The 14,724-nt window shown below is 65.1% G+C and carries 15 protein-coding genes, 1 tRNA gene and 1 pseudogene; 3 read left to right on the top strand and 14 right to left on the bottom strand.

What is annotated here, in order from left to right; translation table 11 throughout:
• Positions 1–34 precede the first annotated feature (34 nt).
• On the top strand, positions 35–1,573 hold the full coding sequence (locus DEM25_RS11810; RefSeq protein ID WP_109765952.1) for an undecaprenyl-phosphate glucose phosphotransferase: 1,539 nt from the start codon (positions 35–37) through the stop codon (positions 1,571–1,573).
• A gap of 5 nt (positions 1,574–1,578) precedes the next feature.
• A complete protein-coding gene (locus DEM25_RS11805; protein ID WP_342633482.1) occupies positions 1,579–2,817 on the top strand; it encodes an O-antigen ligase family protein in 1,239 nt (412 codons plus the stop codon).
• A gap of 35 nt (positions 2,818–2,852) precedes the next feature.
• On the opposite strand, the gene DEM25_RS11800 is transcribed toward DEM25_RS11805, so the two are convergent.
• The 7 genes and pseudogenes from DEM25_RS11800 to DEM25_RS11770 form a co-directional block, all read right to left on the bottom strand.
• Positions 2,853–2,929, bottom strand: a tRNA-Pro gene (locus tag DEM25_RS11800).
• Positions 2,930–2,996: 67 nt separating this feature from the next.
• On the bottom strand, positions 2,997–3,560 hold the full coding sequence (locus DEM25_RS11795) for a MerR family transcriptional regulator (protein ID WP_109765950.1): 564 nt from the start codon (positions 3,558–3,560) through the stop codon (positions 2,997–2,999).
• A pseudogene (locus tag DEM25_RS11790) lies at positions 3,547–3,852 on the bottom strand (integration host factor subunit alpha); the annotation flags it as partial. The pseudogene DEM25_RS11790 and the gene DEM25_RS11795, both read right to left, overlap by 14 nt.
• A gap of 130 nt (positions 3,853–3,982) precedes the next feature.
• Positions 3,983–4,954, bottom strand: coding sequence for a beta-ketoacyl-ACP synthase III (locus DEM25_RS11785; RefSeq protein WP_109765948.1), 972 nt, complete (start codon positions 4,952–4,954; stop codon positions 3,983–3,985).
• Complete coding sequence (plsX, locus tag DEM25_RS11780) at positions 4,951–6,036, bottom strand: phosphate acyltransferase PlsX (RefSeq protein ID WP_375567224.1); 1,086 nt, start codon at positions 6,034–6,036, stop codon at positions 4,951–4,953. Before plsX ends, DEM25_RS11785 begins: the two co-directional genes overlap by 4 nt.
• A 102-nt stretch (positions 6,037–6,138) precedes the next feature.
• Positions 6,139–6,705 (bottom strand): YceD family protein, encoded by a 567-nt coding sequence (locus DEM25_RS11775; protein ID WP_109765947.1) that lies wholly within the window; start codon positions 6,703–6,705, stop codon positions 6,139–6,141.
• Complete coding sequence (locus DEM25_RS11770) at positions 6,702–7,256, bottom strand: ubiquinol-cytochrome C chaperone family protein (RefSeq protein WP_109766164.1); 555 nt, start codon at positions 7,254–7,256, stop codon at positions 6,702–6,704. The genes DEM25_RS11775 and DEM25_RS11770 overlap by 4 nt, the downstream gene beginning before the upstream one ends.
• Before the next feature lie 109 nt (positions 7,257–7,365).
• Here DEM25_RS11770 and DEM25_RS11765 point away from each other — a divergent pair, with 109 nt between their 5' ends.
• Positions 7,366–7,884, top strand: a complete 519-nt coding sequence (locus DEM25_RS11765) for an outer membrane protein assembly factor BamE (RefSeq protein WP_109766163.1) — start codon at positions 7,366–7,368, stop codon at positions 7,882–7,884.
• 105 nt (positions 7,885–7,989) lie between these two features.
• Here the strand turns inward: DEM25_RS11765 and DEM25_RS11760 are convergent, their stop codons facing one another.
• The 7 genes from DEM25_RS11760 to nrdR all read right to left on the bottom strand — a co-directional run bounded on the left by DEM25_RS11760 (position 7,990) and on the right by nrdR (position 14,712).
• Entirely contained in the window at positions 7,990–10,125 is a 2,136-nt protein-coding gene (locus DEM25_RS11760; protein WP_109765946.1) for a sodium-translocating pyrophosphatase, read from the bottom strand.
• 167 nt (positions 10,126–10,292) lie between these two features.
• Positions 10,293–11,546 carry an MFS transporter gene (locus DEM25_RS11755; protein ID WP_109765945.1) on the bottom strand — a complete coding sequence of 418 codons (1,254 nt, stop codon included), beginning with the start codon at positions 11,544–11,546 and terminating at the stop codon, positions 10,293–10,295.
• A 19-nt stretch (positions 11,547–11,565) separates the two neighbouring features.
• Positions 11,566–12,036, bottom strand: a complete 471-nt coding sequence (gene nusB / locus DEM25_RS11750; RefSeq protein WP_109765944.1) for a transcription antitermination factor NusB — start codon at positions 12,034–12,036, stop codon at positions 11,566–11,568.
• Positions 12,033–12,476, bottom strand: a complete 444-nt coding sequence (locus DEM25_RS11745) for a 6,7-dimethyl-8-ribityllumazine synthase (RefSeq protein ID WP_109765943.1) — start codon at positions 12,474–12,476, stop codon at positions 12,033–12,035. The genes nusB and DEM25_RS11745 overlap by 4 nt, the downstream gene beginning before the upstream one ends.
• 34 nt (positions 12,477–12,510) lie before the next feature.
• Entirely contained in the window at positions 12,511–13,137 is a 627-nt protein-coding gene (locus tag DEM25_RS11740; RefSeq protein WP_109765942.1) for a riboflavin synthase, read from the bottom strand.
• Complete coding sequence (ribD, locus tag DEM25_RS11735) at positions 13,137–14,243, bottom strand: bifunctional diaminohydroxyphosphoribosylaminopyrimidine deaminase/5-amino-6-(5-phosphoribosylamino)uracil reductase RibD (protein ID WP_245412885.1); 1,107 nt, start codon at positions 14,241–14,243, stop codon at positions 13,137–13,139. Before ribD ends, DEM25_RS11740 begins: the two co-directional genes overlap by 1 nt.
• Entirely contained in the window at positions 14,230–14,712 is a 483-nt protein-coding gene (gene nrdR, locus DEM25_RS11730; RefSeq protein WP_109765940.1) for a transcriptional regulator NrdR, read from the bottom strand. Before nrdR ends, ribD begins: the two co-directional genes overlap by 14 nt.
• Between the last annotated feature and the right edge of the window lie 12 nt (positions 14,713–14,724).

Raw genomic sequence — 14,724 nt, 5'->3', positions numbered from 1 at the left:
TAGCGTCCGGCGGCAATCGCCAACGGACAGTATGATGAACGAGATCGATCCGCGCCTGCGTTACACGCCCGAAAGCGTCAGGGCGTATCAGATCGGTGACGAGCTGGTCGTCAAGGATGGCCAGCTCAATTCGCTGGCCGCGCGTATCGCCGACGAGTATCGCAAGGACACGGTGTCGCCATCGATGGTGACCGGACTGCTGCGGGTCGGCGAGTTCGTTGGACTGGCGCTCATCTCCACGGCCATCATGCTCGCCTATGTCGGCGTGCCCTATACGATGATGGTCGAGTATCCGGCCGCGATCCTCGCCGGTTCCACGCTTTATCTGGTCTTTGCCGAGATCGTCGATGCCTACCAGATCCGCGCGATCCGCAACACGCTGCGATGGTTTCCGCGCGTCGCCCTGATGTGGACCGCAGCGTTCGCGGTGATGACGCTGGCCGCCTTCTTCATGAAGGCATCGGAGGACTATTCGCGCGTCTGGTTCGGCTCATGGTTTCTGGGCGGGCTGGTCTTTCTCTTCCTGACGCGGCTGTTGCTCAACTGGCGCGTGCGCCGGTGGGCGCGCAATGGCACCATGGAGCGCCGCGCGGTGATCGTCGGCGGCGGCACGCCGGCCGAAAAGCTGATCCGCGCGATGGAAGCCCAGCCGGACAATGACGTGCGCATCTGCGGCATCTTCGACGATCGCGACGATGAACGCTCTCCGCTGGTGGTCGCCGGCTATCCCAAGCTGGGAAACATCGAGGAACTCGTCGAATTCACGCGCCGCGCGCGCATTTCGATGCTGATCGTCTCGCTGCCACTGGACGCGGAAAAGCGCGTTCTGCACATGCTCAAGAAGCTGTGGGTTCTGCCCGTCGACATCCGCCTTTCGGCCCATTCGCACCGGCTGCGGTTCCGACCGCGCACCTATTCTTACATCGGCAAGGTGCCGATGTTCGACATTTTCGACCGGCCGATCCGGGATTGGGACAGGGTCGCAAAGCGCGGCTTCGACATCTTCTTCTCGCTTGTGGGCATCATCGTGCTGTCGCCGGTCATGCTGGCGACCGCCATCGCCGTCAAGCTGACCTCGAAGGGGCCGGCGATCTTCGTGCAGAAGCGGCACGGCTTCAACAATGAGATCATCAACGTCTACAAGTTCCGCTCGATGTATGTGGACCAGCAGGACGCCACCGCGCGCAACGCGGTGACCAGGGGCGATCCGCGCGTCACGCCGGTCGGCCGGATCATCCGCAAGACGTCGATCGACGAACTGCCGCAGTTCTTCAACGCGCTCAAGGGCGATCTGTCGCTGGTCGGCCCGCGCCCCCACGCCGTCCATGCCCAGACCCGCGACAAGCTTTACGGTGAAGTGGTCGATGGTTACTTCGCGCGCCATCGCGTCAAGCCCGGCGTCACCGGCTGGGCGCAGATCAATGGCTGGCGCGGCGAAGTGGACAGCGACGAAAAGATCAAGAAACGCACCGAATATGATCTCTATTACATCGAGAACTGGTCGCTGCTGTTCGATCTGAAAATCCTGTTCCTGACGCCGATGAGCCTGTTCAACACGGAAAACGCCTATTGACCGATGTGGCCCTCACCCTTCCGGCGGTGGACAGGAACCGCGTGCTGGGCGGCCTTCTGGCCGCCTTTGCCATTTGGGTCGGCGCTTTTCTGAGCGGTTTCGTCATCAACGAGCCGGCCCCTTACGAACTCTACATGGTCGGGCTTGTGGGCATCTGGGTGCTGTGCGGGCTGAGGTTTCCCGCCGCGATCATGCCGTTATTGGTGCTGCTGATCGTGTTCAACATCGGCGGCGTCATCTCGATGATGACGATGACAGAATGGCGCGACGCGCCGATGTATGTCGCCGTCGGTTTTTTTCTCGCCTTCACGGCGATCTTCTTTGCCGCCGTGATCGCCGCGGATGGCCGGCGCGCCGAGATCATCATGAACGGCTATCTCACGGCCGCCGTCCTGACCGGGCTTTTGGGCATTGTCGGCTATTTCAATTTGGTGCCTGGCGCCGACCTGTTCACCCGCTACGGCCGGGCCATGGGCGCCTTTCAGGATCCGAACGTGTTTGCGCCGTTCCTCGCCTTGCCCGCGATCTACTGCCTGCACGGCGTGCTCACCCGGTCGCTCGAAGGCGCGCTGTGGCGGCTGCCCATGCTGATCGTCCTGTCGTTTGCGATCTTCCTGTCGTTCTCGCGCGCCGGTTGGGGCCTGTTCGTCCTGTGCGCCCTGCTTCTGACCGCGTTCCTTCTGATTGCATCGCCCTCGCACCGGTTCCGCCTGCGCATCGCGGCATTGGCCGCCACGGCCTTCGTCGCGGTGGTGATCGCGCTTCTGATCGCCATCCAGATCGAGGCCGTGCGCGAGATGCTGATCGAGCGGGCACGGCTGCAGGACTATGACAGCGGCCAGTCCGGACGGTTCGCCAACCATCTGATCGGCTACATGAAGGCCACCGAACACCCGTTCGGCATCGGCCCGCTCGAGTTCGGGGAGCGGTTCGGCGCCGACACCCACAATATCTGGCTCAAGGCGCTGTTCGACTATTCCTGGCTCGGCTTTGCCAGCTACGTCACGCTGGTCGTCTGGACGCTGGGCGCGGGCCTCAGGATCGTCTTCCGCGACCGGCCATGGCAGCCCATCCTCGTGTGCGCGCTGATCGTCTTTTTCGGGCACGCCCTGATCGGCAACGTCATTGACACCGACCGCTGGCGGCACCTGTTTCTGATCTTCGGCGTGATCTGGGGCTGCATCGCGCTGGAAGCGCGGCATCAGCGTGAAGTCGGCCTTACGCTGCGGCACGCAACGGCATAGCGCGCGAAACCGACCACATCTGACAGAGAAAAGACTGGTCGGAGCGGCGGGATTCGAACCCACGACCCCTACACCCCCAGTGTAGTGCGCTACCGGGCTGCGCTACGCTCCGACCGTGGCAGAGCTATAGTGGCGCGCAGCGGCGCGCACAAGCCCTCAATGCGCGATCGAAGGGCCGCCTACCGCGTCTGGTCGAGAAGCCGCTTGCACTCGAGAAGATCGAACAGGGCTTCCTGGAGCAATGTGCGGTTGTCGCGCGACAGATCGGCCCCTTCGCCGCTTTCGCCACCCTTGCCGCCAAGCCCGAACAGGCCGCGGCCGCGCGGCCGTGCATGGCCAACCACGACATCGGCGTCGGCCTGGGCAGGCGGTGCGTCGGCGCCCGCCTGCGGCGCGGCCGCTTCGGTTTCCGCCTCGGCCTGGCGCGCTTCGGCATTGCGGCGGGTCATCTCCTCAAGCGCCGACATGTCGCCCGTTCCGATGGCGATGGCGAACTGGATGCCGTTCTCGCGCAGGATCTTCTGCACACCCTTGATCGTGTAGCCTTCCTCATAGAGCAGATGCCTTATGCCGCGCAGCAGGTCCACATCGGTCGGCCGGTAATAGCGCCGGCCGCCACCGCGTTTGAGCGGCTTGATCTGCGAAAAGCGCGTCTCCCAGAAACGCAGCACATGCTGCGGCAGGTCCAGATCGTCGGCGACTTCGGAAATGGTGCGGAACGCGTCGGGGCTCTTGTCCGTCATGGTCGTGCTTCACCTGTCGACAGCGGCGGCCTGGCCATTTGCNCGTCACCACGCGACGCGGCGAAATCGGCACTTCCTCACCGGTCTTGGGATTGCGGCCGATCCGCTCGGTCTTGGAGCGCACCTGAAAGGTGGCGAACGACGACAGCTTGACCGTTTCGCCCCGCACGACGGCGTCGCAAATTTCGTTGATGACCATTTCGACGAGGGCGGCAGACTCGGTACGTGACAGGCCCACCTTGCGGTAGACGGCTTCGGTCAGGTCAGACCGTGTGACCGTTTTCTCCCCCATCAAGCTGTCTTTCCGAAGCGCACAAAATCAGAGCCAAAAAAATCGTATCGCCAAAGGCCTTGTAAATCAAGCAAATGCCCCGTGATCCGCGGGACGGAAGGAACAGACGAAGCGCGGAAGAAAGGTGCGGTCACCAGCGCACCAACAATGCGCCCCAGGTGAATCCGCCGCCCATCGCCTCAAGCAGAACCAGATCGCCGCGCTTGATGCGGCCATCGGCGACGGCAACGGAAAGCGCCAACGGGACCGAGGCGGCGGACGTGTTGCCGTGCCGGTCGACCGTGATGACGACCTTGTCTTCGGGAATGCCGAGCTTCTTCGCCGATGCTTCGATGATCCGGCGATTGGCCTGGTGCGGCACGAACCAGTCGATCTGGTCGCCCGAAATGCCGGCTGTGGCGAAGGATTGTTCGATCACGTCGGTGATCATGCCGACGGCGTGCTTGAACACTTCGCGGCCCTCCATGCGCAGATGGCCGGTGGTGCCCGTCGTCGACGGCCCGCCATCGACATAGAGCTTGTCCTTGTGCCGGCCGTCCGAACGCAGATGGGCCGCCAGAATGCCCGTGTCCGATGTCAGCCCGACGCCGGCGGCCTCCTCGACGACAACGGCGCCGGCGCCATCGCCGAAGAGCACGGCGGTACGCCGGTCGGTCCAGTCGAGAATGCGCGAGAACGTCTCCGCGCCGATCACCAGGACACGCCGCGCCAGTCCGGCCCTGATGTAGGTGTCGGCGGTGGTCAGCGCGTAGATGAAGCCGGTGCATACGGCCTGGATGTCGAACGCGGCGCCATGGTGCATGCCAAGCCGGTTCTGGATGTTGACGGCCGTGGCCGGAAACGTGTTGTCGGGCGTCGAAGTGGCGACGATGATCAGGTCGATATCGTCGGGGGTCCGGCCGGCATCGTCGAGCGCCGCGCGCGCAGCGGCTTCTCCCAGAGACGCGCTGGTTTCGTCGTCGCCGGCGATATAGCGCTGCGTGATGCCCGTGCGCTGCCTGATCCATGCGTCGGAGGTTTCGAGCTTGGCCTCGAGTTCGGTGTTCGGAACGACCCGTTTCGGCAATGCGGAGCCGACGCCGGTGATGGCTGATCTTATCATTGTGCTGCCTTGGGCCGAGCGTCTTCGCCGTCTTCTTCCGGACCGCCACGGCCAGGACCGTCGTGGAACAGGTGAATGTCGTGGTGGATCTTGTCGACCAGACCGTTGCGCACCATGTCATGGGCCATGTCGACGGCGGCGGCAAAGCCTTCATCGTCGGTGCCGCCATGGCTTTTGACGACGATGCCGTTCAGGCCCAGGAAGACGCCGCCATTGACCTTGCGCGGGTCCATCCGGTCGCTGAGACGACGGAAGGCGCCGCGCGCCAGAACGTAACCGAGGCGCGCCATCAGCGTCCGGCTCATCGCCGCGCGCAGATATTCGCCGATCTGGCGCGCGGTGCCCTCGGCGGTCTTCAGCGCGATGTTCCCGGAGAAGCCCTCCGTGACGACGACATCGACCGTGCCGCGGCCCAGATCGTCGCCTTCGACAAAGCCGTGATAGTCGAGCCCGTCGAGATCGGCCTCACGCAGGAGGCGCCCGGCTTCCTTGACCTCTTCCTGTCCCTTGATCTCCTCGACGCCAACATTGAGCAGGCCGACGGTCGGACGCTCGACCTCGATCAATGCGCGCGCCATTGCCGCGCCCATCACCGAGAAATCGACCAGTTGCAGCGCGTTGGCGCCGATGGTCGCGCCGACATCGAGCACGATCGATTCGCCCCGCAGCGTCGGCCAGATGGCGGCGATGGCGGGACGCTCAATATCGGCCATCGTGCGCAGGCAAAAGCGCGACATGGCCATCAGCGCGCCGGTGTTTCCCGCCGAAACGCACACATCGGCCTCGCCCGACTTGACCGCCTCGATCGCCTTCCACATGGACGACTTCCAGCGCCCGTTCCGCAGGGCCTGGCTGGGCTTGTCGTCCATTTTGACGGCGACATCGCAATGAACGATCGTGCTGGCCTCGCGCAGTTTGGGATGGCCGGCAAGCGCCGCCTCGATCTCGTCCTTCTTGCCGAACAGCAGGAAGCGCATGCCGGGATGCCGCGACAGCGAGATCGCCGCGCCAGGGATGACGACCGAAGGGCCGTGGTCGCCGCCCATCGCATCCACCGATACCGTTATCACCGTGTTGCTCATCCTGTTTCGCGCGTGTCCGGGCCGGGCGCGGCGTGGGGGCCGGCCGCAGCGTGCGGCACCATAGCGATAATGATCGTCCGCTCAACCGGCAATTTGGCGTTCCTAGCCATCGCCCTTCTGGCGCAACGCCTTGAGCGCGGCAAACGGGTTTTCCCGCTCTTCGGCCGGCTCGACGGCCTTTTCGGAAGGTGGTGCAACGCCTGGCGCGCGGGGATAGGGATCGAGTGCGAGCGCGAAAAATTCCTCGGTCACCGCGCCGATATCGAGCATGGGCGGCTCGAACGGTTCGGGCAGGTCCGGCCCCTCGGCATCGATGATCAGATCGCCGCCCTCGCCCGGTTCCATGCGCCTTTCCAGCGCCGAACCCTGGGGCACATAGATCGCGTCGATCTCGGCTTCGACGGTCGCGGCGACCGGCTCGAGCGAGACGACGCATTGCTGGGTGACGCGCGCGCTGACCCGGCCGGTCAGGCGGACGCCGTCACGCTGCCACCGCCGGACATGGACGGTGGCCTTGAAACTGTCGGCAGCCAGCAGACCGTGCGCGGCGGCCAACTGTTCCAACTGCGCCCCATCGGCTGCGATCGTCTCGTCGCGCCCCTTTTGAGGAAGCACGGACACGTTGATGGCGTGGGAAACCGGCGAACTGCCGGCAGCGGGCATGCTCATGCCACCGCCCCGGCATCGGGGAAGGCCACATCGCCGGTGAGCAGCGTCGCATCGTCCCGGGCGGCGAGCGCCTTGGCGGCGGCCAGCATGTAACGGGCGATCGCATCGGCCCTGAAATCGGCGGTTGCGGCATCGCCGGGCATGATGTTGCGGCCGAGCGCGGCTGCCAGCGCCCCGGCATCGCCGGCATCCATCGCCTCCCAGTAGGGTCCCATGCGGCCATAAAACATGCGGGCAAGCTTCTTCATGCGCTTGGGAACGCCGACGTCGCCGACGCCTAGCTCCCGGATCGAGTGATCGACGTCCTTGAAGAACTCGTCGAGCACATCCTGGGCCAGGGCCTGCAGCGGTTCGCTGCTGTCGCGCGTGCGGTGCAGCAGCACGATCATGTGCAGGCCGAGCGATTCATAACGGCCAAGCGGCGTATCGGGGATGCCCCAATCGGCATAGAGAACCGGCTGCCGTGCGGCATCGACGACATGCCGGAACACCCGGTCGACGATGATCCGGTTGGCGTTTTGGCCCTTTCGCCGAAACAGTGACACAATCATGCGCTTATCCAGAACGGGTTCCGGCGGCGAACGGCCGACGGCTTGCACGGCGGCCATAGCTGGGTTACCGGGTGATTTCCAGCGCGGCCGGGTATTGACGGCCAAGGAGATGAATGTGACGGCTCGAAAATTCAAGGCGCATGGCCGCTCTTTTGCCGGCGTGGCCCTCGTGTTGGCTGCGGCAACGGCCCTGTCGGCGTGCAATGCGTCGACGAGCGATGTGCTCAACATGTCCGAAACGTTCAAGCAGGGCTATGTCGTCGACGAACAGACGCTGGCGCTGGTGCCGCCCGGATCGAGCCGCGACCAGGTGCTGCTGACGCTCGGCACGCCGACCACGACCGAGACGTTCGACAATGAGGTGTTCTACTACATCTCCCAGACGCGTGAGCGGCGCGCGCAGTTTCTCAAGCCGCGCCTGGTGGACCAGAGGGTTCTGGCGGTCTATTTCAACGAAGAGAGCACGGTCGAGCGGATCGCCGATTACGGCCTTCAGGATGGCCGCGTGTTCGACTTCATCACACGCACGACGCCGACCGGCGGCCGCGACCAGACGTTCCTGGCGCAAATCCTGTCCGGCTCGATCGGCGGGCCTTCGGCGGAATCCATCTTGCGCGGCGGGCGGTAGGCAGCCGCCGGTTCGGGCCGTCGCCCCAAGGGCAACTATCAGATTCAAAGAAAAACCCGCGCGGATCGCTCCGCGCGGGTTTTTCGTGTCGGGTCGCAATGCCCGCTAGTGGGCGAGAACCGCCAGCAGCAGCAGTGCGACGATGTTGGTGATCTTGATCGCCGGGTTGACGGCCGGGCCGGCGGTGTCCTTGTAGGGATCGCCGACCGTGTCGCCGGTCACGGACGCCTTGTGGGCTTCCGAACCCTTTTCGTGCTTGACGCCGTCCTTGTCGATGAAGCCGTCTTCGAACGACTTCTTCGCATTGTCCCAGGCGCCGCCGCCCGAGGTCATCGAGATGGCGACGAACAGGCCGTTGACGATCACGCCGAGCAGCATCGCGCCGACCGCGGCAAAGGCCGAGGCTTTCGAGCCCGAGATCAGCAGCACGCCGAAATAGACAACAAGCGGCGCCAGAACCGGCAGCAGCGACGGCACGATCATCTCCTTGATCGCGGCCTTGGTCAGCATGTCGACCGCGCGGGCATAGTCCGGGCGCTCGGTGCCTTCCATGATGCCCGGCTTTTCGCGGAACTGACGACGCACTTCCTCGACCACCGCGCTCCCGGCCCTGCCGACGGCGGTCATCGCGATGCCGCCGAACAGGTACGGAATCAGGCCGCCGAACAAAAGGCCGGCAACGACATAGGGGTTGGACAGATCGAACGAGATCTCGCCAACATCGGAGAAGTAGCTGTAGGTGTCCGGATTGGCGACGAAGTAGGTCAGATCGTTCGAATAGGCTGCAAACAGGACCAGCGCGCCGAGGCCGGCCGAACCGATGGCATAGCCCTTGGTGACAGCCTTGGTGGTGTTGCCGACCGCATCGAGCGCGTCGGTGGACTTGCGCACTTCCGGGTCGAGACCGGCCATTTCCGCAATGCCGCCAGCATTGTCGGTGACCGGACCGAATGCGTCGAGCGCGACGATCATGCCGGCGAGGCCGAGCATCACGGTGACCGCGATGCCGGTACCGAACAGGCCGCCAAGCTGGAACGTGGAGATGATGCCGGCGACGATGACGATGGCCGGCAGTGCGGTCGATTCAAGCGAAACGGCCAGACCCTGGATGACGTTGGTGCCGTGGCCGGTCACCGATGCCTGGCTGATCGAGTTGACCGGACGCTTGTTGGTGCCGGTGTAGTATTCGGTGATGATGACGATCAGGCCGGTGACGACGAGACCGATCAGGCCGCAGTAGAACAGATACCGGCCCTCGATGGTCTTGCCGGCAACTTCGCCGATCTCGCCCCAGCCGACGGTCAGCGAGGTCGCCGCGCCAAGGCCGAAGACGGTGAGGATGCCGGTCGCGATCAGGCCCTTGTAGAGCGCGCCCATGATCGAGCCGTTGGTGCCCAGACGCACGAAGAAGGTACCGATGATCGAGGTCAGAAGGCACGCGGCGCCGATGGCCAGCGGATAGAGCATGACCGAAGCCAGCACGTCGGTGCCGGCAAAGAAGATCGCGCCAAGCACCATGGTGGCGACGACGGTCACCGCATAGGTCTCGAACAGGTCGGCGGCCATGCCGGCACAGTCGCCGACATTGTCGCCCACATTGTCGGCGATGGTTGCCGGGTTGCGCGGATCGTCCTCGGGAATGCCCGCTTCGACCTTGCCGACCAGATCGCCGCCGACATCGGCACCCTTGGTGAAAATGCCGCCGCCGAGACGCGCGAAGATCGAGATCAGCGATGCACCGAAGCCCAGCGCGACGAGCGCATCGATGACGGTGCGGCTTTCGGGCGAAAGGCCCATCATGTCGGTCAGGACATAGTAGTAGATCGCAACGCCGAGCAGCGCGAGGCCGGCCACCAGCATGCCGGTGATCGCGCCCGACTTGAAGGCGATGTCCAGACCGCCCGACAGCGAGTGGGCGGCGGCCTGGGCGGTGCGCACATTGGCGCGGACCGACACGAACATGCCGATATAGCCGGCGACGCCCGAAAGCACCGCGCCGATCAGGAAGCCGATGGCCGCCGTTGCGCCCAGAAGCACCCAGGTAATGGCGCAGACCACGGCGCCGACGATGGCGATGGTGGTGTATTGCCGGTTCAGATAGGCCTGTGCGCCCTCGCGGATCGCGCCGGCGATTTCCTGCATGCGCTCGTTGCCCTGGTCGGCTGCAAGCACCGACTGGGTGGCCCAGATCGCATAGACAATCGATACAAGGCCGCAGGCAATAACGGCGAGAAGTATCATCGATTTTCCTCCTGAAGTTCCGCCCAAGGTCCCCCGGCGGATCGGATCAATTCTGAATTGCGGCACCCGGACGGGCCCGCATCGGCGTCGTCTATGCAGAATGGGCGTTTGGGGGTCAAGGCACCAGGCGCCCTATTCCCAAATGGTTGTAAAACGGGCCGTGCGCATCACGGGTGGTGGGCGGCCTCCGAGGCGGCGCGGCGATCGTGAAGGACGAAGATCGCAAGGACGACCAGGCAGACCGCGGCGACCGGCAGCAGGATCCAGTTGAGCGCCGCCCAGCCCAGCTCCACCTGGCCGCCGAACAGATTGAGCGTCGCCCCCGACATCAGCGAGGCGAAGGCGACCGTGCCGAAAAGGGCGAAATCGTGCACACCCTGCACCTTGTTCTTTTCGGCGGGCGTATAGGTTTCGGTCAGCATGGCGGTGGCGCCGATGAAGCCGAAGTTCCAGCCGACGCCGAGCAGGATCAGCGCCAGCCAGAACTGCCAGAGCGCAATGCCCGACAAAGCCACCAGACCACATGCGATCAGGATGAGAAGCCCGGTGGCGACGATCGTCTCCTTGCCGAACCGGGCGATCAGATTGCCCGTGACGAAGCTGGGCGCGAACATGGCCATGACATGCCAGGAGATGCCGAGCGTTGCTTCTTCGGTGGAAAACCCGCAGCCCACCATGGCGAGCGGCGCGCCGGTCATCAAAAAGCTCATCAGCGCATAGGTCGTCACGCCGCAGACGAAAGCGACGACAAAGCGCGGCTGGGCGATGATGGCGCCAAGCGAACGCTCCGGCCCGGTGGGAATGTTGGCCGGATCGGTCTCGACGTGATCCTTGATCTTGAGCGTCGACAAAATCGCCGCGCCGAGAAGACCCAGCCCGATGACCGCCACGAAGGCGCCGGCGAATTCGACCGGCGCGAACATGTCCTTGGTGTGGATGACCGCCTGCGGCCCGATGATCGCGGCGAAGACACCGCCGCCCAGCACCCAAGAGATCGCCTTGGGCTTGAACAGCTTGGGAGACGCGTCGGCGGCGGCGAACCGGTATTGCTGGACGAATGCGCCGCCAAGGCCGATGACCAGAAGTCCGGTCGCGAAAAGGATGAAACTTGTTTGGAACAGGCCGAGTGCGGCGATCGCGCCGCCAAGCGCGGTGACCATGGCGCCCGAAACGAAGCCGTTGCGGCGGCCGACGGCGCGCATCAGCATGGCTGCGGGCAGAGCGCCAAGCGCAACGCCGATGTTGAAGCCTGTCACGGGCAGTGTCGCCAGCGTCTTGTCGGCGCCCAGAAGATAATGGCCGGCGAGCCCGCCCAGCGAGATGGCGACCGGCGCCGCCGCGCCAACGATCGCCTGCGAGGTGGCGATGGTCAGCGTGGTGCGCTTGGCGGTCACAAGGTCCTGGGCTGCGCTTGCGGTCATCGGTCTCGCGCCTGTCCTTTTATTGTTGTCGATGCTGGCGGGCGATGCGGTCGAGCACCGCATTGACCATGCGCGGCTCCTCGCCCTCGTCGAAGAACGCATGCGCCACATCGACATATTCGGTGACGATGACCGGCACCGGCACATCCTTGCGATGGAGCAGTTCCCAAGCGCCGGCCCTCAGAACCGCGCGCAACGTCCCGTCGAGGCGCGACAGCGGCCAGTCCTCGGTCAGCGCGTCACGGACAACCGGATCGATCCGGGTCTGTTCGGCGACCACTCCCGAAAGGATCGCCCGGAACCAGGCGGGATCGGCGTCGCGATACTGGAAGCCGTCGATCTCCTTGCCGAGGCGAAAGGTTTCATATTCGGCGGCGGTTTCAAGCACGCCGGCGCCGGACATGTCCATCTGGTAGAGCGCCTGCACCGCGCCGAGGCGCGCCACGCCGCGTTTGTTGGCAGCCTTGGTTTTGGAGGCGCTGGCGTTCATCGCACGTCGAGCCTTGCACGCAGCGCGATCATGGCCAGCGCGGCTCTCGCTGCAGCGCCGCCCTTGTCCTTGCGGGTCTTGTCGGCGCGGGCCCAGCCCTGCTCCTCGTTCTCGACGGTCATGATGCCATTGCCGATGGCGAGCTTGTGGTTCACGGCGAGATCGGTCAGGCCGCGCGCGGATTCGTTGCAGACCAACTCGAAATGATAGGTTTCGCCGCGAATGACCATGCCGAGCGCAACATAGCCGTCATAGCGCGTCCGGCCGTCCTGCGCGAAGGCGATCGCCGCGGGCACTTCGAGCGCGCCGGGCACGGTGACGATGTCGTAGGTTGCGCCCGCGTCCTCGATGGCGCTGATCGCGCCGGCGAGCAGCGCGTCGGACATGTCGTCATAAAACCGTGCTTCAACGATCAGGAGATGCGCTTTTTCAGAGCTCATGGGATACCGGTCTCAAAGAGGTCAGGCCGGAGCCCTACGCCTCTTTTTCGGCAGCCGCAAGACGGTCGGCATAGTGCGCGACATAACGCGCGATCGGATCGATCTCGAGGTTGATCCGGTCGCCGGCACGGCTCTGGCCCCAGGTGGTGACGTCGAGCGAATGGCGGATCAGCAGGACGTCGAACCGGTTGGCGTCGACGCCATTGACGGTCAGCGACGTGCCGTCGAGCGCCACCGATCCCTTGGGCGCGATGAACTTCATAAGCGCCTCGGGCGCCTCGATGATGAAGCGCGTCGCATCGCCTTCGGGCCTGGTTTCGGCAATGGTCGCCATCGCATCGACATGACCCGACACCATGTGCCCGCCATATTCGTCGCCGGCCTTCAGCGCGCGCTCCAGATTGAGCCGTGTTCCTGTCGCCCAGGCGCCGGCCGTCGTCAGGCGCAGGGCCTCCTCCCAGGCCTCGACCTCGAACCAGCGGGCATTTGCGCCTTCTTCGGGGAGTGCGACCACGGTCAGGCAGACCCCCGAACAGGCGATCGACGCGCCGATGTCGATGGTCGCCGGCTCATAGGCCGTGGCGATGCGAAACCGCCGGCCCTCGGGCAAGTCGGTCACGGCGGCCACTTCGCCAATGTCGGTGACGATACCAGTGAACATCAGTCCTGGCGCTCCAGCAGCATGAACCGGTCGGGGCCATAGACCGCGCGGCGCCGGATCGCAAATCCGTCCGGCAGACGACCGCTCGAGAACGGGGCGGCAATGCCACCTTCGCCGACGACAACATTGCTTTCAAAAAGCGCGATGCGGTCGGCGAGCCCTTCGCGCAGGAAGGCGTCTGCAACCTCTGCCCCGCCCTCGACGAGGACGCTCGCGACACCGATCGCGGCAAGGTCTTCCAGCAGTTCGGGCAGCGCGATGCGGCTGTCGTGGCTTTCGCCGGCGATGATCCGAACGCCCTTTTCGACGAGGGCCCGCGCCCGTTCGGACTGCGGATGGAGGGTTGCGACATGGACCGGCGCCCGCCCCGCCGTTGCAACGAGACGCGATTCGACCGGCAGGCGGGCATGGCTGTCGAGCACGATGCGGCGGGGCGATCTGTCCTCGAGGCCTTCCAGCCGGCAGGTCAGCTCCGGATCGTCTTCAAGGACCGTCCCGATGCCGACGAGAATCGCGTCATGTTCGGCACGCATTATGTGCGACTGCGCCCGGGCGACCGGGCCGGTGATTGCGACCTGACCTGCGCCGTGCCGTCCGACCATGCCGTCGGCGGAGACGGCCAGTTTGAGGGTCACCTGTGCGCGCTTTTTCGACGACCGGGTCAGATAGGCGCCCAGCACGTCGCGCGCGCCGACCGGATCGCAATCGGCCAGAACCTCGATCCCAGCCGCGCGCAGGATGGCATAGCCTTTGCCCGCCACGCGGTCGTCGGGGTCCGAGACGGCGGCGATGACGCGCGCCACGCCGGCGGAGACGAGCGCCTCGGCGCAGGGCGGCGTGCGGCCATGATGAGCGCAGGGCTCGAGCGTGACATAGGCGGTGGCGCCGCGCGCCGCCGCACCCGCCTCGTCCAGCGCGATGGTCTCGGCATGGGGCCGCCCGCCAGGGGCCGTGATCCCGCGGCCGACGATGGCGCCGTCGTTGACGATCAGCGTGGCGACGGACGGGTTGGTTCCCGTTCGGCCCAGATGGCGCCGGGCAAGCCGCAACGCCGCATCGAGAAACCGGCGGTCATCCACCGTCAGGCTTTGGTCACTCGGCGGCATCGGGTTCGACATCGGCAATGGGGCCCGCGATCTCGCCCAGCAGATCCTTGAAGTCCTGCGGATCGCGGAAATCCTTGTAGACCGAGGCAAAGCGCACGAAGGCGACCTCGTCCATGCGCTTGAGCGCTTCCATCACCATCGTGCCGATCTCGTCGGCGTGGACGTCCTGTTCGCCGGAGCTTTCAAGCTGGCGCACGATGGCCGAGACGGCGCGCTCGACGCGTTCGGGGTCGACAGGCCGCTTGCGCAGCGCGACCTCGAAGGAGCGTGCCAGCTTGTCGCGGTCGAACGGAACCTTGCGGCCGTTCTTCTTGACGACGAACAGTTCGCGCAACTGGACCCGCTCGAAGGTGGTGAACCGGCCGCCGCAATCGGCGCAGACGCGGCGCCTGCGGATGACGGTGCCGTCCTCGGCGGGACGGCTGTCTTTGACGGCCGTGTTTTCGGTGTGACAGAACGGGCAGCGCAACGCGCTCGGCTC

Source organism: Oceaniradius stylonematis, assembly GCF_003149475.2.
Taxonomy (GTDB): Bacteria; Pseudomonadota; Alphaproteobacteria; order Rhizobiales; family Rhizobiaceae; genus Roseitalea; species Roseitalea stylonematis.
This window is presented reverse-complemented; position numbering and strand designations above follow the sequence as displayed.